General features: G+C 39.8%; 16 protein-coding genes and 5 tRNA genes. 5 read left to right on the top strand and 16 right to left on the bottom strand.

The annotated features are described in order from the left end of the window. The first annotated feature begins 58 nt into the window (after positions 1–58). Positions 59–1063 carry a DNA-binding transcriptional regulator GalR gene (gene galR / locus D8847_RS07325; protein WP_125841137.1) on the top strand — a complete coding sequence of 335 codons (1005 nt, stop codon included), beginning with the start codon at positions 59–61 and terminating at the stop codon, positions 1061–1063. A gap of 33 nt (positions 1064–1096) precedes the next feature. Here galR and D8847_RS07320 read toward each other — a convergent pair whose 3' ends face one another. After that, on the bottom strand, positions 1097–1987 hold the full coding sequence (locus D8847_RS07320) for a cation diffusion facilitator family transporter (protein ID WP_125841136.1): 891 nt from the start codon (positions 1985–1987) through the stop codon (positions 1097–1099). A 132-nt stretch (positions 1988–2119) separates the two neighbouring features. Here D8847_RS07320 and D8847_RS07315 point away from each other — a divergent pair, with 132 nt between their 5' ends. Both D8847_RS07315 and D8847_RS07310 read left to right on the top strand, forming a co-directional pair. After that, a complete protein-coding gene (locus D8847_RS07315; RefSeq protein ID WP_125841135.1) occupies positions 2120–2674 on the top strand; it encodes a TetR/AcrR family transcriptional regulator in 555 nt (184 codons plus the stop codon). 26 nt (positions 2675–2700) lie between these two features. Beyond that, a complete protein-coding gene (locus D8847_RS07310; protein WP_125841134.1) occupies positions 2701–3033 on the top strand; it encodes a glucuronide permease in 333 nt (110 codons plus the stop codon). A 35-nt stretch (positions 3034–3068) separates the two neighbouring features. Here D8847_RS07310 and pnuC read toward each other — a convergent pair whose 3' ends face one another. The 10 genes from pnuC to D8847_RS07260 all read right to left on the bottom strand — a co-directional run bounded on the left by pnuC (position 3069) and on the right by D8847_RS07260 (position 15269). Next, positions 3069–3860 carry a nicotinamide riboside transporter PnuC gene (gene pnuC / locus D8847_RS07305; RefSeq protein ID WP_125841133.1) on the bottom strand — a complete coding sequence of 264 codons (792 nt, stop codon included), beginning with the start codon at positions 3858–3860 and terminating at the stop codon, positions 3069–3071. Positions 3861–4209: 349 nt separating this feature from the next. Next, positions 4210–5730: an ABC transporter permease/substrate-binding protein gene (locus tag D8847_RS07300; RefSeq protein ID WP_125841132.1), complete on the bottom strand. Its 1521-nt coding sequence runs from the start codon at positions 5728–5730 to the stop codon at positions 4210–4212. Next, positions 5723–6451, bottom strand: coding sequence for an ABC transporter ATP-binding protein (locus D8847_RS07295; protein WP_125841131.1), 729 nt, complete (start codon positions 6449–6451; stop codon positions 5723–5725). Before D8847_RS07295 ends, D8847_RS07300 begins: the two co-directional genes overlap by 8 nt. Positions 6452–6523: 72 nt before the next feature. Continuing rightward, the gene (locus tag D8847_RS07290; RefSeq protein ID WP_125841130.1) at positions 6524–6967 is read right to left on the bottom strand and encodes a MarR family winged helix-turn-helix transcriptional regulator; all 444 of its coding nucleotides are present in this window, start codon (positions 6965–6967) and stop codon (positions 6524–6526) included. A 144-nt stretch (positions 6968–7111) separates the two neighbouring features. Then, positions 7112–8305, bottom strand: coding sequence for an O-antigen ligase family protein (locus D8847_RS07285; protein WP_125841160.1), 1194 nt, complete (start codon positions 8303–8305; stop codon positions 7112–7114). A 132-nt stretch (positions 8306–8437) separates the two neighbouring features. Beyond that, positions 8438–9880 (bottom strand): sucrose phosphorylase, encoded by a 1443-nt coding sequence (gene gtfA / locus D8847_RS07280; RefSeq protein ID WP_125841129.1) that lies wholly within the window; start codon positions 9878–9880, stop codon positions 8438–8440. A gap of 200 nt (positions 9881–10080) precedes the next feature. After that, positions 10081–10914, bottom strand: a complete 834-nt coding sequence (locus D8847_RS07275) for a carbohydrate ABC transporter permease (protein ID WP_125841128.1) — start codon at positions 10912–10914, stop codon at positions 10081–10083. Between the two features lie 16 nt (positions 10915–10930). Then, on the bottom strand, positions 10931–11803 hold the full coding sequence (locus D8847_RS07270) for a carbohydrate ABC transporter permease (RefSeq protein WP_125841127.1): 873 nt from the start codon (positions 11801–11803) through the stop codon (positions 10931–10933). Between the two features lie 18 nt (positions 11804–11821). Further along, positions 11822–13072 (bottom strand): extracellular solute-binding protein, encoded by a 1251-nt coding sequence (locus tag D8847_RS07265; RefSeq protein WP_125841126.1) that lies wholly within the window; start codon positions 13070–13072, stop codon positions 11822–11824. Between the two features lie 34 nt (positions 13073–13106). Beyond that, positions 13107–15269 (bottom strand): alpha-galactosidase, encoded by a 2163-nt coding sequence (locus D8847_RS07260; RefSeq protein ID WP_125841125.1) that lies wholly within the window; start codon positions 15267–15269, stop codon positions 13107–13109. A gap of 107 nt (positions 15270–15376) precedes the next feature. On the opposite strand from D8847_RS07260, the gene D8847_RS07255 reads away from it, so the two are divergent. Then, a complete protein-coding gene (locus D8847_RS07255; RefSeq protein ID WP_125841124.1) occupies positions 15377–16237 on the top strand; it encodes an AraC family transcriptional regulator in 861 nt (286 codons plus the stop codon). Further along, the gene (gene birA / locus D8847_RS07250) at positions 16234–17169 is read left to right on the top strand and encodes a bifunctional biotin--[acetyl-CoA-carboxylase] ligase/biotin operon repressor BirA (protein ID WP_125841123.1); all 936 of its coding nucleotides are present in this window, start codon (positions 16234–16236) and stop codon (positions 17167–17169) included. The genes D8847_RS07255 and birA overlap by 4 nt, the downstream gene beginning before the upstream one ends. A gap of 77 nt (positions 17170–17246) precedes the next feature. On the opposite strand, the gene D8847_RS07245 is transcribed toward birA, so the two are convergent. From D8847_RS07245 to D8847_RS07225, 5 genes are all read right to left on the bottom strand, one after another. Further along, positions 17247–17334: transfer RNA gene (locus D8847_RS07245), tRNA-Ser, on the bottom strand. 6 nt (positions 17335–17340) lie between these two features. After that, a tRNA-Ile gene (locus tag D8847_RS07240) sits at positions 17341–17414 on the bottom strand. Between the two features lie 33 nt (positions 17415–17447). Next, a tRNA-Gly gene (locus D8847_RS07235) sits at positions 17448–17518 on the bottom strand. Positions 17519–17534: 16 nt separating this feature from the next. Next, positions 17535–17607, bottom strand: a tRNA-Phe gene (locus tag D8847_RS07230). A 3-nt stretch (positions 17608–17610) separates the two neighbouring features. Continuing rightward, positions 17611–17684, bottom strand: a tRNA-Met gene (locus D8847_RS07225). Between the last annotated feature and the right edge of the window lie 89 nt (positions 17685–17773).

Here is a 17773-nt window from a genome sequence, read left to right as displayed (position 1 = left end):
TAAACTACCAGTAAAAAGCAGAAAAATATGATATACTAACCTAAAAGGAGGAGGATTTATGGCTACCTTAAAAGACATCGCACAGCTAGCCTCTGTCTCTATTGCGACCGTATCTCGTGTCCTCAATCGCGACCAGAGCCTATCTGTCACAGAAGAAACCAGACACCGTATTTTAACTGTCGCTGAAGAGTTGGGCTACACCAAGCACCTCAAGACAGGCGAGTCCCATAAGCCCAAGCAAAAGATTGCTATTATCCAATGGGTCAGCGAACAAGGGGAGTTGGATGACCTCTACTACTACCAGATTCGTCTCGGTATTGAAAAAAGAGCCCAAGAGTTGGACTATGATATCTTGCGCTATTTTAACGACCATCCTTTTACACTGAGCGAGGAAGTGATTGGAATTCTCTGCATCGGAAAATTTAGCCGAGCTCAGATTTCTGCCTTTGAAGAATACCAAAAACCTTTAGTCTTTATAGACAGTGATACCCTCTCACTAGGTCATACCTGTATTATCACTGACTTTTACACTGCTGTGAAACAAGTTGTAGACCATTTCCTCAGCCAAGGGATGAACCGTATTGGAATTCTCACAGGCCTTGAGGAAACAACCGACCAGGAAGAAATTATCCAGGATAAGCGGCTAGAGAATTTCAAAGACATTACCCAAGCAAATAGTATCTACCATGAAGAACTGGTTTTTCAGGGGAGCTTTACTGCCCAGTCTGGCTATGACTTGATGAAGGAGGCCATTCACAAGCTAGGAGAACAACTCCCACCAGCCTTTTTCGCTGCCAGCGATAGTTTAGCCATCGGTGCCCTTCGTGCTCTCCAAGAAGCTGGAATCAGCTTACCAGACCGCGTCAGCCTCATTTCTTTTAACGACACTAGCCTGACCAAGCAGGTCTATCCTCCCCTATCCAGTATCACTGTCTATACCGAAGAAATGGGCCGAGCAGGGATGGATATTCTTAACAAGGAAGTTCTCCATGGTCGGAAAATTCCTAGCCTAACCATGCTGGGCACCAGACTGACTTTGAGAGAGAGTACGAGGAATGAATAGGATAACAAAACGACCTCTAGCGAGATCGTTTTTCTAATGATGATGCCCATGCTTCTGCTCTAACTCTCTCACCCTCCGCTTATGTTGCGCATGATTGCTTTGACTGCTATCCACTTCGATAGTAATATTCTGCACGCCTCTTTCTTCTAAACATTGACGCACCACTTCTTTGGTCTCCATCATCTGCTCCCAGTCCTTGATACAAATGTGGACAACAGCATTGTTCTCTAGACCGTCCATGGACCAAATGCTAAGTTGATTGACACTTTTGACATTGGGTAGAGCCTCTATATCCTTTTCCAAATCACTTGTCTCGACTCCTTCTGGCACAGCATCTAGGAAAATCTTGAGTGCGCTCCAAAAGCGAGGAACAGCTTTTGTTAGAATAAAGATAGAAATAACAAGTGATAAGAGCGGATCGAGGATATACCAATCTGTAAATCGGAGGATAATGGCCATTAGAATGACAGCCAACCAACCAAGAGTGTCTTCCAAAAAATGCAAGCTAAGAATTGACTCGTTCTTTGTCTTTCCTTTACGGACTACTAGACTAGCTAGCACATTAATGGTCACTGCAATGATTCCCAGCCAGAGGATCCCTTCCTCATTAACGGGTTGTGGGTGAACGATCTTTGTGACATTTTCCAAAATCACTAGGACAGACCCTATCATAAGAATCACAGCAGTTAGCATAGCCCCTAAAAGGCTGAAACGCTTGTAACCCAAGGTGTACTGCCCATCTTCTTCTCGGTTTGAGATTGTTTCTAAAAGGGCTGATATGCCAATGGCTATAGCATCTCCTAAGTCATGAACAGAATCAGCAAGAACTGCACTTGATCCAAAGATTCCTCCTGCGATAAACTCAACAATAGCATAGCTTAAATTTAAGAAAAAAGATAACCAGATTGATGTTTTAGAACTCATTTCTCTCCCTCCTTTGGTATAATGGGTATATACATACTTCTTTCATTTGTATTATCTAATAAAATCCAAAGAAAGGATAGAAGCAAACTGTCAGTCCTGTTCAGTTCTGAACAGTTTGTCTCAAGTGTCTATATGCCAAAAAGAGACCGTCGAGTCAGTAAAACTAAAAAGGCCATCTATCAAGCTTTTTTACAACTTTTGAACGACAAAGGCTATGATACCACTACTGTTCAGGATATCATTGACCTAGCAGATGTTGGACGCTCCACTTTTTACTGTCATTACGAGAGTAAGGAACTGCTTTTAGATGAACTCTGTCGCTACCTCTTTCATCATCTCTTTGAAAGGGAAGGACACTTTACTACCGAGGACTACCTCGCACATATCTTTTTACATTTTCAGAAAAACCAGGACCATGTCACCAGTCTCCTTTTTTCCAAAAACGACTACTTTCTCCGCCAACTACACAAGGAATTCGAACACCACGTTTATCCCATGGTGGCGGGTGACTTGCAAGAGGCCTACCCAACTATTCCGGCCTCTTACCTCCAGCATTTTGTTGTGACGAACTTTATCGAGACTCTAACTTGGTGGCTAAAAAAAGGAAAATCTTATACCGAAGAGCAAGTGGTGAGATTTTACCTTGATGTAATGGAGATGACCTCTACAACTCCACTTGATAACTAAGCCTGTAACTCAGAAAGGAACCAACTATGTTAACTTCGATGATTCTAGGAATATTAACAATCGTACTAGCTCTCGCATTCTCATTACTTCACCTTGCTGCTGCTTTTTCAGCCATGAAACAAAAGAACTACAGTCTGGGAAACACGTGCATCTTGGTCGGCAGTTGCATCACTTCTCTGGCTCTAGCTATCTTTTACTTCGTCCCACTGGCAACCATTCTACTATGGATTGTGGGTTCGAGTATCGTCTGCTATGGTGCCTACTGGAACGGGCGACAGCAAGAAAAACAACACATCTCACATAACATCGTTCGTATAACGAGCGCTATTGTCATTACGGTATTATTCATTTTGCTCTAATACAAAAAAGGATCATCTGATCCTTTTTTACTTTTTTAAGAGCTTTTTGCTGCCTTGCTCCACTGATACCAACCAACTAGACTATTGATGAGATAAATCAGGTATTTCCCTTGGATTTGCAAGCTTTCTCCCCACCAGAGATAGATTGAAAAGACATTGGTAGCTGCCCAGAATATCCATTGTTCACGGTAAACAGCTGTCATGAGAATTTGCCCAACCCCATTAGTCGCATCGGTGATAGAATCACGATAAGGACGATTGGCTCCGATAGACTGATAAATGAACCCAAAGGCCAACCACCAAAGAACACTAATAGAAAGATACTTTGTCCAACCCTTGCCGTCCAGTTTACGCGCGACAAACTCTTGTTGTTCTTTCTTAAACTGGGCTTGATAAATCCAAACCAAGAGACCAATTGGCTGCATAATTGTAAAATAGAGAGTTGTTAAAACCTCACCATAGAAGCCTTTCTGCAGAGCCAAGATAAGGTAAATGACAGAGTTAATCAAACCAAAAAGGTAATTACTTGCTCGACCTTCCGATACAAAGATAACACAGATAATACCAGTCAGGCTACAAATCATCCCAACCCAGTCAACAATGCGGTGTTCATAAATCAACTCAAGCCAGATTGGAAAACTTCCTAAAACCAGTAGGTAAAGCCACTGGGCAAAACTACGATTGGTAAAGAGGTCATTCCAGATAGCCTTCATGGTTCCTGAAAATCCCAAATCAGCCATAGCAGCAACCATACGGCGGTAGCCACCAGACATTTCACCAAGAGTTATTTTGATATTCTTGAGTTTTGTTTGCAAATAAGTCGTCATATTTTCTCCTTTTGTTTTTAAAGAGCCGTGTCTGGATAGACTTTCGGACGCAACGCTCTATTATATATCTACTGAACTGTCTATACACAAGATTTCCATCCTTAGTCGACATGAGCTGGAAATCCTTATTTGTTAAGTAGTTCACAACACATTATACACCTATTATCTGAATAGTCAAGTGTATTTACAGTAAAATTTTAGAAAATCTTGAAAATTTCTTCTTATTTTCCATTTAAAAATGAAAATCATTAATTCTGACACCCAAAAAGCCCAGACGAAATTGTCTGAGCATTCTTTTATCTAGTTGTTTAAGGGAGTTGAGTTCAGTATGTTTAAAGTCTCTGCCCCATCATTTCTTCAACAAACCTTGTTCTTGTAGAAATTCTTTGGCTACTTGTTCTGCTGACTTGCCTTCAACACCGACTTGGTAGTTGAGCTGGCTCATCTGGCTTTCAGTAATTTTACCAGCCAATTTATTGAGAACTTTCTCCAACTCAGGATGCTTCTTAAGCAAAGCTTCTTTCATGAGTGGCGCTCCTTGATAAGGTGGGAAGAGTTGCTTGTCATCTTCCAAGACCTGCAAATCATAACGCGCCAATTCCGCATCAGTTGAATAGGCATCCGTGATTTGAATATCGCCTGACTGAATTGCCTGATAGCGAAGGGATGGCTCCATGGTCGCTACATTGAGGTTAAGACCATACATTGATTGCAAGCCCTTATTTCCATCTTCACGGTCATTAAATTCGAGAGTAAAGCCTGCCTTCAACTGTCCTTCTACTTTTTTCAAGTCCGAAATGGTCTTCAAGCCATATTCTTGAGCAATCTTTTTCGGAACAGCTACAGCGTAGGTATTTTGATAAGACATAGGTTTGAGATAGGCTAGATGATCCTGTTTGGCAATGCCATCACGCGCCACTTGATAAACCTGCTCTGGCTCATGACCCACTTTCGGTGATGGTTGAAGCAGACTTTCAGTCACCGTACCGGTAAATTCAGGATAGATATCAATATCGCCTTTTTTCAGAGCTTCATAGAGGAAGCTTGTTTTCCCAAAATTCGGTTTAACAGTCGCAGTCATACTGGTATTTTCCTCAATTAGGAGTTTATACATATTAGCCAAGATTTCTGGTTCTGGTCCCAATTTCCCAGCAATAACCAAGTTTTCTTTCTCTTTTTGAGCTAAGAGGGCTGGACTATAAGACAGACCGAGCAATATGGTCACCAAGGCAAAACCAGAGAAAATCGTTCTCAATTTTGCCTTTTCCATCACTTTTAGTAGGAAGTTAAAAGCAATGGCTAGCACTGCAGAAGAAAGTGCCCCAATCAAAATCAGACTGGTATTATTGCGGTCAATTCCCAAAAGGATAAAGGAACCCAGTCCGCCTGCCCCAATCAAGGCAGCCAAGGTCGCCGTACCGATAATCAAGACCGCTGCCGTCCGAATACCAGACATAATGACAGGCATGGCAAGTGGAATTTCAAACTTCTTGAGTCGCTCCCATCTAGTCATCCCAAAGGCAATCCCAGCTTCTTGCAGACTTGGATCAATTCCCTTCAGCCCAGTAATAGTATTTTGCAAAATCGGGAAAATCGCATAAATCACTAGTGCTGTCAAAGCAGGCAAGGTTCCAATTCCCATCAAGGGAATAAAGAGTCCCAACAAGGCCAGAGACGGGATGGTCTGGAAAATTCCTGCAATCTGCAAGACCCAGTCCGCCATCTTTTCATGATAACGAAGATAAACAGCCAAGGGAATCGCAAGCAAAATAGCTAATAACAAGGTCAAAAGTGATAACTGCAAATGTTGAGATAGAGCTGTTACCCAATCACCAAAACGATCCTGAAAAGTTGATATCAAATTAGCCATGAACACTACCTCCAAACAAGTCTGCTACAAAGTCTGTTGCAGGCGCTTTCAAAATCGTCTCGGGATTAGCCACCTGACAAATCTCTCCATCCTGCAAGACAGCAATACGGTCCGCCAATTTCAAGGCTTCATCCGTATCATGGGTCACAAAAATCGTTGTCATCCCAAACTCTTTATGCAATTCTTTCGTCAGAACCTGCAACTGTTTTCTCGAAATAGCATCCAAGGCTGAAAAAGGTTCATCCATGAGGAGAATCTTAGGCTGACCAATCATGGCACGGACAATCCCGACCCGTTGCTGTTCTCCACCAGATAATTCATTAGGTAAACGATGCCCATACTCAGCCACTGGTAAACCAACCTTAGCCAAAAGCTCTTCTGTTTTCTGAGCAATCTCTTCCTTAGTCCACCCCTTCATCTCAGGAATGAGAGCAATATTTTCCGCAACCGTTAGATTAGGAAATAGAGCAATGGCCTGTAAAACATAACCAGTAGAAAGACGAAGTTCACGCTCATCATAGTCTTTGATGCGCTTGTCATCCATATAAATATTTCCATCAGTCGGTTCCAAGAGACGGTTAATCATCTTGATCATGGTCGTCTTACCGGATCCAGAAGGTCCAACTAAAACCATGAACTCCCCATTCTCAATCCGTAAATTGACATTTCTCAAAACATCTTTTTCTGTATAGCGTAGTGCTACATTTTTGTATTCAATCATTCTTTGTCCTCATTTTAAAACTTCCCTCGGTTGGTCAAGTTACCAAACTTTTAATAACTAATTTACCCCATTCTAAACCTCATTTCCCTTCTCTTTCAGATTAGCCAAAATTCTTTCTTGAAAGGCTTCAAACTGGCGAATTTCTTCCTCGGTGAACCCTTTATAAAAAATAGCATCCAACTTTTGACTGATACGATGGCCAACTTCTTTCTGGGACCAACCTTGCTCTGTCAACTTGACATATTTCTTTCGCTTATCTATTCCACATGAGCTAATGATGACCAGGTTTTGCTCCTCAAGTTTCTTTATCATGGTTGTGAGCGTATTGTTGGTGAGACCAGTCGCCAGCGCAATATCTGTCGCGGTTGCACAGCCAGTTTCACTATTCCATAAAACCGCTAAAATCTTTCCCTGTTCACTCCGATAAAGAGCCTCAGGATCCTGACTCAGTAACTTTTGAAAAATCCGCCCATTCAACAAACGAATATGATGGGCAACTAAATGACTATCTTTCATGACCTCTCCATTTTATTTCTATATCGAATTGTTTTTTATTGTAACACCTGTCATTCCATCTGTCAACTATTTCGACTTAGAAATAATTTCCACCAACAAAAAAGACCTCCTACCTAAAGTAGAAGATCTTCACTATTTATTAACTTAATCTGTCATTTCGGACACCAGTGTTCGATGTTCCAGTGGTAAACTGCACATAACCAGCAAGAAGATAAATCCTGACTGTACCCAGAAGAGAGCCAAGTCAAAAATTCCATGTACAGCGACTACTGTAAGGAAGGAGAGATAAAGACCGATAATTGGTCGTTTGCCAGACTCCTGACTCATATCCATCATCATGTGAACCGGGATAACCGAAGAAATGGATAGGAGAATGGTTCCAATCAAGCCATAACTCAAAATAGTATCGATGTAAAGACTATGCGCGTGCTCGTGGTAAGGTGCATGAATTCTCGGATAAGAATTCATATAGGTCAGTGGTCCCTCGCCCCAGATCGGATTTTGTTTAAACAAAGTCATACCCGCATTCCAAATTGAAACACGCTCCTCCATTGAAGAATCTAGTGTTCCCATACGGACACCCAAATCGCTTGAGAAGAGGAAACAAAGTCCAATTCCGAAAACTCCAATACTGAGCCAGAAGGCACGCCAGTTTTTAATGGTTGTAAAAAGATAAATGATTGCACCAGCAATGATGGCAGGAAAGGCTGTTCTATTTTGCGTAAAATTCAAACCAAATAGATTCACAAAACCTGCTAGCACACAAAAGACTTTCAGCCATCTTAACTTCGTCGTTGTAAAGAGATAAAAGGCAATCATGATACAGAAGCAACAGATAATCCCATAGTAGTTAGGATTGAAGAAGGTCACCTCCGCACGGTTTTGGTGCCATACTTGCATATTAGGCGAAAGAAAGGCGTAGTTAAATTTCTTTACAATTTGGAAATGTTCCAAAGTAGCAAAAGCCGCAGAGAGCACACTACCAAACAAGATTGTCTGCAGTATCAGTCGAAAGAAAGCATGTGTCAGACGTTTCTGGTAATAACTAAAGAAAATGAGGAAGAGAAACATCAGTAAAGATGCAACCAATCCAAGCCAGTTCTTGGCAACGATAGAGATGATACTACTGTAGGCAATAAAAAAGATAAGTACAGGATGTTTGATTAATCCTTTGATAATTCCCTTCATCTCCCCAGTAACAAGTAAACCTATCAAATACAAAGCAAAGAGCGCTAAGAACAAATAAAAAGGTAAAAAGATACTTATGATCATCAAATACAAAAAGAAATCTTTTTTCGAAAGCCCTCTTATCTTATCCAGTAATCCAATTGATTTCAAAACGGATCCTTTCTGTTCTGGATTTCTCCAGAAGATAAATGCTAAACTATCTTTATATTCTACCATTTNTTCCGTCATTTGGGAACAATGAACACGTTTTCACCACAAAAAAACTCTTTCATTAATATAGCACTAGAACTGAATTTTTCTGCCGTTTTCCACTACTTGATAGGTCTGACTTTGCAAATCAATTTCTGCTACTGCTGTTACGGACTTATCTTTATTTTGACGTTTGATTACAATGCTGTGAGCTGTTGGTGTTTCTATCTCAATAGTCCCTTCTAGGTCAAAGGCCTCTGATTGATTACGGAAAGAAAATAGATTGAGAAGAGACTTCACCACAGGACGTTGAACTTCTTCTGCTATTTCCTCCTTGCTATAGTAATGACGATTAATATTTCGACCTTCTTTGGTTTCTTCTAATAATTTTAAGTCATTTTTTCCTGCTAATAGACCCACATAGTAAACCTGAGGAATGCCTGGAGCAAAAGCTTGAATCAAACGAGCTAGGAAATACTTGACATCATCATCTCCGAGCGCAGAATAGTAGGTTGAATTGATTTGGTAGATATCTAGATTGTTATACTCTGCACTAGAGTACTTACGTTTTACATTCGCTCCAACCTTATAGAGCTCATTTGAAGCATAGTCAATTTCCTCATCAGTCAGGATATCCTTGACATCCACCACTCCAATCCCATCATGAGTATCTAGTGTCGTAAATTGCTTCATCGGGCTCATCTTTAACCACTTAGCCAAGCGCTCTGTTCTGGAACTGTAAAGAGTATAAAGGGTCACCATTGGAAGGGCAAAATCGTAAACATAGTAATCATGATCCGCTATTTTAAACTGAATCGAATAGTGTTCATGAATCTCAGGTAAGAGCTCTGCCTCATACTCAGCAGCGATATCTCGAATTTTGTCCAATAAATTCCAAATATCTGGTTCCACAAAGAAATCATTGGTATCCAATTTCTTCACTGCATAAGCAAAGGCATCTAGACGAATCAAATCACACCCATTACTTGCCAGGTGCTGAATGGTCTTACGGATAAATGCCATCGTTACTTCTTTGGTCACATCAAGATCAATCTGCTCCTCACCAAAGGTATTCCACAAATGTTCTACTGAACCATCTGCAAAAACAATCTCTTGCTTTGGTGCACGATCCTTACGCTTGTAAATTAAATCTACATCAGCTTGTGTCGGACGGTTTTCTGGCCAAAACTTATCCCAGTTTAAAAAGAGATCTTTAAATTCACTGGCTTCATGTTTTTCTTGATAGTCCTTATAATACTTAGATTGACGAGAAATATGGTTAATCATAAAGTCAAACATAAGATAATATTTCTCACCTAAACGCTTAACATCCTCCCAATCACCAAACGCTGGATCCACTTCGTCATAGTCAACCGGTGCAAATCCACGATCTCCTGTTGATGGGAAAAATGGTAGAAAGTGAACTCCACCAATAGCATCACCAAAATGTTCTTCCAAATTCTCATACAAGTCTTTAAGGTTATTTCCAAGACTATCTGAGTAAGTAATCAACATAGTTTTATTTTGAATGGTCATAGATGTTCTCCTTTTTCTGATGAAAGCCAAGTCTCATATGACCTGGCTTCGTAAATGAAAGATATTTTAATATTTTTGTTCACATTGAACTCGTACTAAACTGCAAGCAACTAAGTACGACTTTCTTGTTTTCTACATAGAATTGTCAACAAGCTGAACTGTTCGTCTATGTATGGAATTATAAATTCCCTAAGCACTTCTTACTTCACTGCTCCGTTACTCATTCCTGAAATGATATGTTTTTGGAAGATGAGGTAGACAATGGTTATCGTTACAATTCCCACAATATAAGATGCAAAACTTGGTCCATAGTCATTGAAGTACTGACCTTGGTAGTTGTATTGGAAGAGAGGCAAAGTCCACATCTTGGAATCCTTATTCAGAATCAACAGTGGCAGCATAAAGTCATTCCAGAACCAGAGGGCATTGATAATCAAAGTTGTCGCATGCATGGGCTTCAACATTGGAAAAATGATTCGACGATAAGTTGTAAAACGATCAGCCCCATCAATTTCTGCAGCTTCATCTAAACTATCTGGTATACTGATTTTAATATAACCAATATATAAGAAGAGAGTCTGTGGAATTGCATAAGTTAGGTAGAGTATTACTAACCCCCACATATTTGCTAGACCGAGTTTACTCATCATAACTGTGATGGGAATCATAATCACTTGAAATGGAACAAATATTCCTAAAATCAAGAGCGAATACATAATTGCAAAGGCTTTTTTCTTGGACATATTTCGAGCAATGGAATAAGCTGCAGCTGGTATAAAGAAAGCTACTACAATCAATGATAACACCGTAATAACAGCTGAATTCCAGAAATAGCCTCCAATCCCATCCGAAACCAAGCGTTCATAATTGCTTAATGTAAAAGGATTGGGAAAACTAAAGAAATGATTCATGATATCCTTAGTTATCTTAAAGGAACTAAAGACCGTTACCAACAAAGGAACAAGTATAAGGATACCACCGACTATCAAGAGGACATATTTCCAAAACTGATTCAATTTTTCTTCTTTTTTCATGTGTAGGACTCCTCTATTAGATTTCAAATTTCTTTGATAGCTTGATTTGGATAAGAGAAACAATTCCAATAATTAAGAATAAAATCAAGGCAATTGCATTCGCATATCCATATTGATTACTCTTGAAAGCATAATTGTAGACTAAAAGTCCAAGAGACGTTGTAGCATTGTTTGGACCACCACTCGTCAAGGCAAAAATCTGGTCAAAAGCTGTCAAACCGGACTTAAGAGCCAGAATAAAAACCATAGAAATCGTTGGCAGCAGATAGGGTAATTCAATCTTCCAAAAGGTTTGTTTGCTTGTTGCACCATCAATTGATGCAGCCTCTAAAATATCATTTGGAATACTCTGAAGAGCAGCAAGAAAGAGAATGATTGGCATTGCTACTCCTTGCCATAGAAGAACAAAAATAGTTGCCACTACCGCTCCGACAGGTGTTCCTAATAGACTCTCTTGTAAAAAACTAATCCCTAAAATTCTTCCAATCGTTGGAAGACCATAGTTGAAAAATTGTTTAAAAATCAAGGAAACTGTCAAACCAGACAAAACAGCCGGGAAAAAGAACCAAGCTCTAAAGAAGGTCTGTCCTTTCATCTTAGAATTTAAGGCTCGTGCCACAACCATCCCAATTGTAATCTCTCCAATAATCAATGCCAGAGTTAAAATCAAAGTAAAAGCTATGGCTGTGAAGAATTTGCCATCAATCATTAGCAATTTGTAGTTATTCAAACCAACAAATTTATAATTATAGGTCAATCCAGTCCAGTTAGTCAAACTATAGAAAGCACCTTGTACCATTGGAAAGTAAAAGAAGATAGCTTGTAAAGCAAGCGGGATGAGCAAAAATGTCCAACCCCAGTATTTATTTAAAAATTTTCGAATAGCCATATCATCTTAACTCCTATTCTAGTCCAAATCTGCCTTCATTGGATTAAAGAAAGCATTGAGATTGTTTGCCATATTTTTCAGATTTTTATCCATCAGGTAACCTGTACTTAGATTAAAAAAGTCTTCTTCAGAGTTCCAGCGTTGGCCCAACCAAACATAATGTTTGTCCGTAAATGCCAGTTTAGAAATAGCTGCAAGCGCTGAATCTTCTTTTTCCTGTATGCCTTTTACCGCAACAGGTGATCCATCTACATCATAGTATGACTGCATAGCTTTTGGACTAGTCATATAGCTGATAAATTCTTCGGTTTCCTTAGGGTGTTTGGTAGTAGCTGAAGTTGATAATGCCATATCCCCTGCACCAACAGTGACTTCTTTTCCTACTTCTTCTCCAGGAAAAGCAAACATCCCCACCTCAAATTTTGGATCCTGTTGATTAATTGCGGCTAATGCCCATGATCCTTGTGGCATCATCAAGGCTTTTCCACTCGAAAATGCTACCACCGCATCATTATAAGAGGCACCACGCCAACCATCTTGAGCATTATCTGCTAATAAATCGAGTCGTTCTGCATCTGCTTTTAAAATAGCATCATCTGCAGAGATGGCGTTTGGTTTTGAAAAGCGAAGGTAATTATTAGCCGCGTCTCCACTACCCGTAAGAGTAATGAGAGAAAGTTGGTGGTAACCATTTAATGTCCAGCCTTCATTGCCTGCAACCGCAAACGGAGAATTCCCACTATCTTTTATCTTTTTAACAATCTCTTGAAATTCTTTAAAAGTCTTCGGTTCCTCAAGTCCTAATTCTTTAAACTTCGTTTTATTGTAATAGATTCCATAAAGGTTGGCCGTTAAAGGCACACTATAAACTTTATTATTAATCGCATACTTTTCGGCATAGTCATTCTTGATGTTCTCAAGATAGGGTTTTCCTGTCATATCTGCAAAATAGCCTGCCTTCGCCCACTCCTGAAAATCCATATTTTGAGGATAGATATTAATAATATCTGGAACATCTCCTGATAAAATCCGAGTCTTTAGAACAATTCCAGCTGAAGGTACTGTAGTCAGCTTCACATCAATATTAGGGTGTTCCTTCTCAAAATCATCCACTATTCTTTGCAAGGTATCTGCCATCTCGGTCTTCTGGTTAAAAAACTCAATCGTTACCTTACCATCAGTTGATTGATTGTTCTGACCACAAGCCACTAGGCCTAGTAAACTTGCCCCAGCTACTAAAAGAAAACCTGCTTTCTTATACCATTTCATTGGAATGCCTCCTTGATAAATTTATACGCTTTTATTATAGTCTTTTGAATTTATACTGTCTACTCAAAAAATCTCCTGGTGATAGGGTAACAGTTAAACCTGCATACATGAGCTCTGCACCCGAATAAACAATGTTTGTACCTTCCAGCTCATAAAGCCCTTCCACCTCCAAATCTTTCAGTTTCAAGGTGGTTTCCATTGTTTCTACAACTGATAGGACTCGGACGTAGGTTACAATCGTTTGATTTCCATAGTTAAATTGTAGAGCTGCTTCATTGGATTCAGCATTGGGATTGATTAACCTATACTGATTTCCCAACTGGACTACTGGTCGCAATTCTTTATACAAGTTCACCTGATTAGCGATCTCAGCTTTCTCCTCATCTGATAAACTTGTCAAATCAAGCTCATAGCCCAGATTTCCCATCATGGCTACATGACCGCGAGTTTCCAATGGTGTCATTCGTCCCATCTGATGATTTGGTACCGCTGACACATGAGCCCCCATAGAAATGGTTGGATAGAGATAGGATGAACCGTATTGAATTGGTAAACGTGCAATAGCATCTGTATTATCACTAGCCCAGACTTGTGGGAAATAACGCATCATACCAAGATCATTTCGTCCACCACCACCAGAGCAGGACTCAAAGAGAATATGGCTATACTTCTCTGTCAGATAAGAAACGAGTTCGTAAAGCCCCAGCATGTACTGATGAGACTGCATCTGGGTTTCCAGATAAACTGAACCATTCCCCAGATTAGTGATATTGCGGTTCATATCCCATTTGATGTAGTCAATATCATGATGAGAGAGGAGTTCATCTAAGACATTTTTCAAATATTCTACTACCTGAGGATTAGCAAGATTAAGTACTAATTGATTTCGAGAATAGGTATGCTCATAACCTGAAACCTGAATGGCCCAGTCAGGATGTTTACGATACAAGTCGCTATCAACGGAAATCATCTCAGGTTCTAACCAAAGACCAAACTGCAAACCTCTTTCATGGATCGCTGAAATCAGACTTACTAGACTTCCACCCAATTTTTCCTCATTAACACGCCAGTCACCTAAAGCACGATTATCATCAAAGCGATTACCAAACCACCCATCATCTAATACAAAAAGTTCAATTCCAACTTTCTTAGCTTCATCAGCTAGTTCTAACAATTTTTCTCTCTGAAAGTCAAAGTAGGTAGCTTCCCAGTTATTGATTAGAATTGGACGCTCTTTTTTAGAAAATTTACTTGGCATAATGTGCTTAAGTACAAAATTCTGACTTTCATGACTAATACCAGTTAATCCCTCGTCTGAATAGGTCACTAAAGCTACCGGTGTTTCAAAGTTTTCCTCAGGATCTAACTTCCAAGAAAAATTTTCTGGATTAATTCCAATAGCCACCCGAACTTCATTCAGTTGATTCTTTTGGACAAAAGCTTCGAAGTTTCCACTATACATCAGTTGTAGAGCAAACACATTCCCAGCATCCTCTGTAACTCCTTGATCACATAATAGAAGAGCTGGTGTTTGAGCATGCCCAGAAGCTCCACGGTTCGAACTAATCGAAAAGATTCCTTGCTCTACCTGTTGACGTCGGACAGTCTTTTCACGAGCATAAGCTCCCTGCAGAGTTACTATTTCGTAAGCTGCAGCAGGAAAATCAGCCATAAAAGAAAAGTCCTTATGAATGACAACTTCCTGATTGCTATTATTTTCCAATTTGCTGTAACTAGCAATTGTCGCATCATTATCAAAAGCTGTATAATACAAAGTCAGACTAAGTTTAGCTTGAGGATCTTTTAAAATCAAGGCAAGCGTCTCTGTAGCATCCATGATGTGAGGAGAAGGTAAGCCCTGTGGACCATTCTGACCTTTTAAAATCTTTGCTTCTACAAATCGAAAGTCTGTTACTTCAGTTGCATCATGTTGAATCTGTAAAGTTGGTTTTCTAAAGTCACCCAAACCATGCTGTCCAAAAATCTGACGTTGCGTATCCAAACTAAAGGTTCGATTAGTAGCTGTTGGATTAGCAGAAAAAGCATGATCGCGTTCGTAAACACTATTAGCCCCTCTATAGTTCTTAATAGTCTTTCCTAAATGTTTTAATAATAAGAACCCATCCCTATTTTCAATAATCAAACTTAAACCTTTACTCTCAACGTAAAATAGATTATTCTCTATCCGAATTCCCATAAATTGTACCTCATCTATTTCTTGAAAAAATTTTAACACATAAAAGCGCTTTCTAAAATAGAAAAATGTCTCTAAAGTATGGTAAAATGTTAGGTAGGAGGTGGCCCATGCTCGTTTTTTCAGAATACCAGACTGGAACAATTGATCTTTCTCTTAGCTTTTACGGCTATGAAGAATGCACGCCTAACTACTCTTTTGGCCCAGCTATTCGAGATACCTATGTACTACATTACATTACTAAAGGAAAAGGTCAATTCCATTATAAGGGGAAAATTGTTGATTTAAATGAAGGAGATTTCTTTCTACTAAAACCAGATGAATTAACATTCTATCAAGCAGATAGCCAGGATCCTTGGGCTTACTACTGGTTGGGGATCACTGGAGGGAGAGCACCCGACTACTTTGCTCTATCTCAAATTTCTGACCAATCCTACCTCACCCAGTCAAATAACTGTCATACACAAACAACTGCAAAACTCATCTCAGATATTGTCCGTTTCGCTCAGATTACAAAATCTAATGAATTGGCTCAACTACACATCATGGGACAACTCCATGAACTAATGTTTCATCTAGGAACTATTGCTCCCAATCAGAAAAGAGAGAATATTTCATCAACCCACCAACTCTATCTTGACTGCAAACAATTAATTGATAGTCACTATCCACAATCGCTCACCATTCAAGATTTAGCTAAAGAGCTATCGGTTCATAGAAGTTACTTAACTAGTGTGTTTAAAGAGTTTCACCAACTCTCTCCAAAAGAGTATTTACTTTTCGTTCGAATGAAGCGCGCTCAACAGTTACTAGAACACACCAATGAAACGATCAAAGTCATTGCATATTCTGTGGGTTTTTCAGATCCACTACATTTCTCAAAAGCCTACAAACAGTTTTTTCATAAAACACCTAGTCAAACCCGAAATGAATACTCTAACTCTCTCTTAGCTAGAAAGGAAAATCAATGAAATCACACCAACTAGTTTACCAAATATTAGCTAGAGAAAACGATTATGTTAGCGGAGAAAAAATCGGAGAAGAACTGAATTTAAGCCGTACATCCATATGGAAAGCGATCCAACGTCTTCAACAAGAAGGCCTAGAAATTGACAGTATCAAAAATAGAGGATACAAGCTTATTCAAGGCGATCTGATATTACCTGATTTGATTCAAGAGAAAACCAACTTAATCGTTCACTACAAACCTGAAACCAAATCAACCCAAACAGATGCAAAAGAAGGAATTGAAGCTGGAAACAAAGGAAATACACTCTATCTTTCAACCTGTCAAACAGCAGGTCGTGGACGCTTTCAGCGTCCCTACTATTCTCCATCTCAGGGTGGGATCTATATGTCCCTGCATATTCAACCCAATCTTCCCTATGAAAAACTCCCTTCCTATACTCTCCTTGTAGCTGCTGCAACCTACAAAGCCATTAAAAATCTAACTATGATAGAAGTAGATATCAAATGGGTAAATGACATCTACTTAAAAAATAAAAAGATAGCAGGTATCCTCACCGAAGCAATGACATCAGTTGAGACAGGCTTGGTTACAGATGTCATTATCGGACTTGGTATAAATTTTTCTATAGCAGACTTTCCAGATGACCTAAAAGAAAAAGCAGGTAGCCTATTTATGCCACCTGCACCAATTAGTCGTAATGAGCTCATCAGCGAAATATGGAATTGTTTCTACAATACGGATCCAGATGAGCTACTTTATATCTATAAAGAAAGATCATTAGTTCTTGGAAAAGAAGTTACCTTCCAGCTAGATGGAAAACTTAAAAAAGGACTTGCAAAAGAAATCTCAGAATCCGGCCAACTTAAAGTCGAATTTGAAGATAAACATACTATCTGGCTAAATAGCGGAGAAATATCACTAACAAGTTGGTAATAAACAAATCCCCCTTTTAACGATTTAGAAGGGGGATTTACTTACTAAAAAAAGAGCCTGACAGCTCTCTTAACGTACGGAGAATGGGGGATTCGAACCCCCGCGCCGGTTACCCGACCTAACGATTTAGCAAACCGTCCTCTTCAGCCTCTTGAGTAATTCTCCTATTAATGGGCACGAGTGGACTCGAACCACCGACCTCACGCTTATCAGGCGTGCGCTCTAACCACCTGAGCTACGCGCCCAAGTTCAAAAACTTGGTATGAACTTTCGTTCAAAGCGGGTGACGAGAATCGAACTCGCGACAACAGCTTGGAAGGCTGTAGTTTTACCACTAAACTACACCCGCTTAATAAAACAAAATATGGCGCGAGACGGAATCGAACCGCCGACACATGGAGCTTCAATCCATTGCTCTACCAACTGAGCTACCGAGCCAAATTGCGGGAGCAGGATTTGAACCTACGACCTTCGGGTTATGAGCCCGACGAGCTACCGAGCTGCTCCATCCCGCGTTAATATAAAAAGGAGGATGTGGGATTCGAACCCACGCACGCTTTTACACGCCTGACGGTTTTCAAGACCGTTCCCTTCAGCCGGACTT

It is taken from the genome of Streptococcus mitis, from assembly GCF_003942795.1.
Lineage (GTDB): Bacteria > Bacillota > Bacilli > Lactobacillales > Streptococcaceae > Streptococcus > Streptococcus mitis_BJ.
The sequence above is the reverse complement of the archived record's forward strand: the minus strand, read 5'-3'. Positions and strand labels throughout refer to the sequence as shown.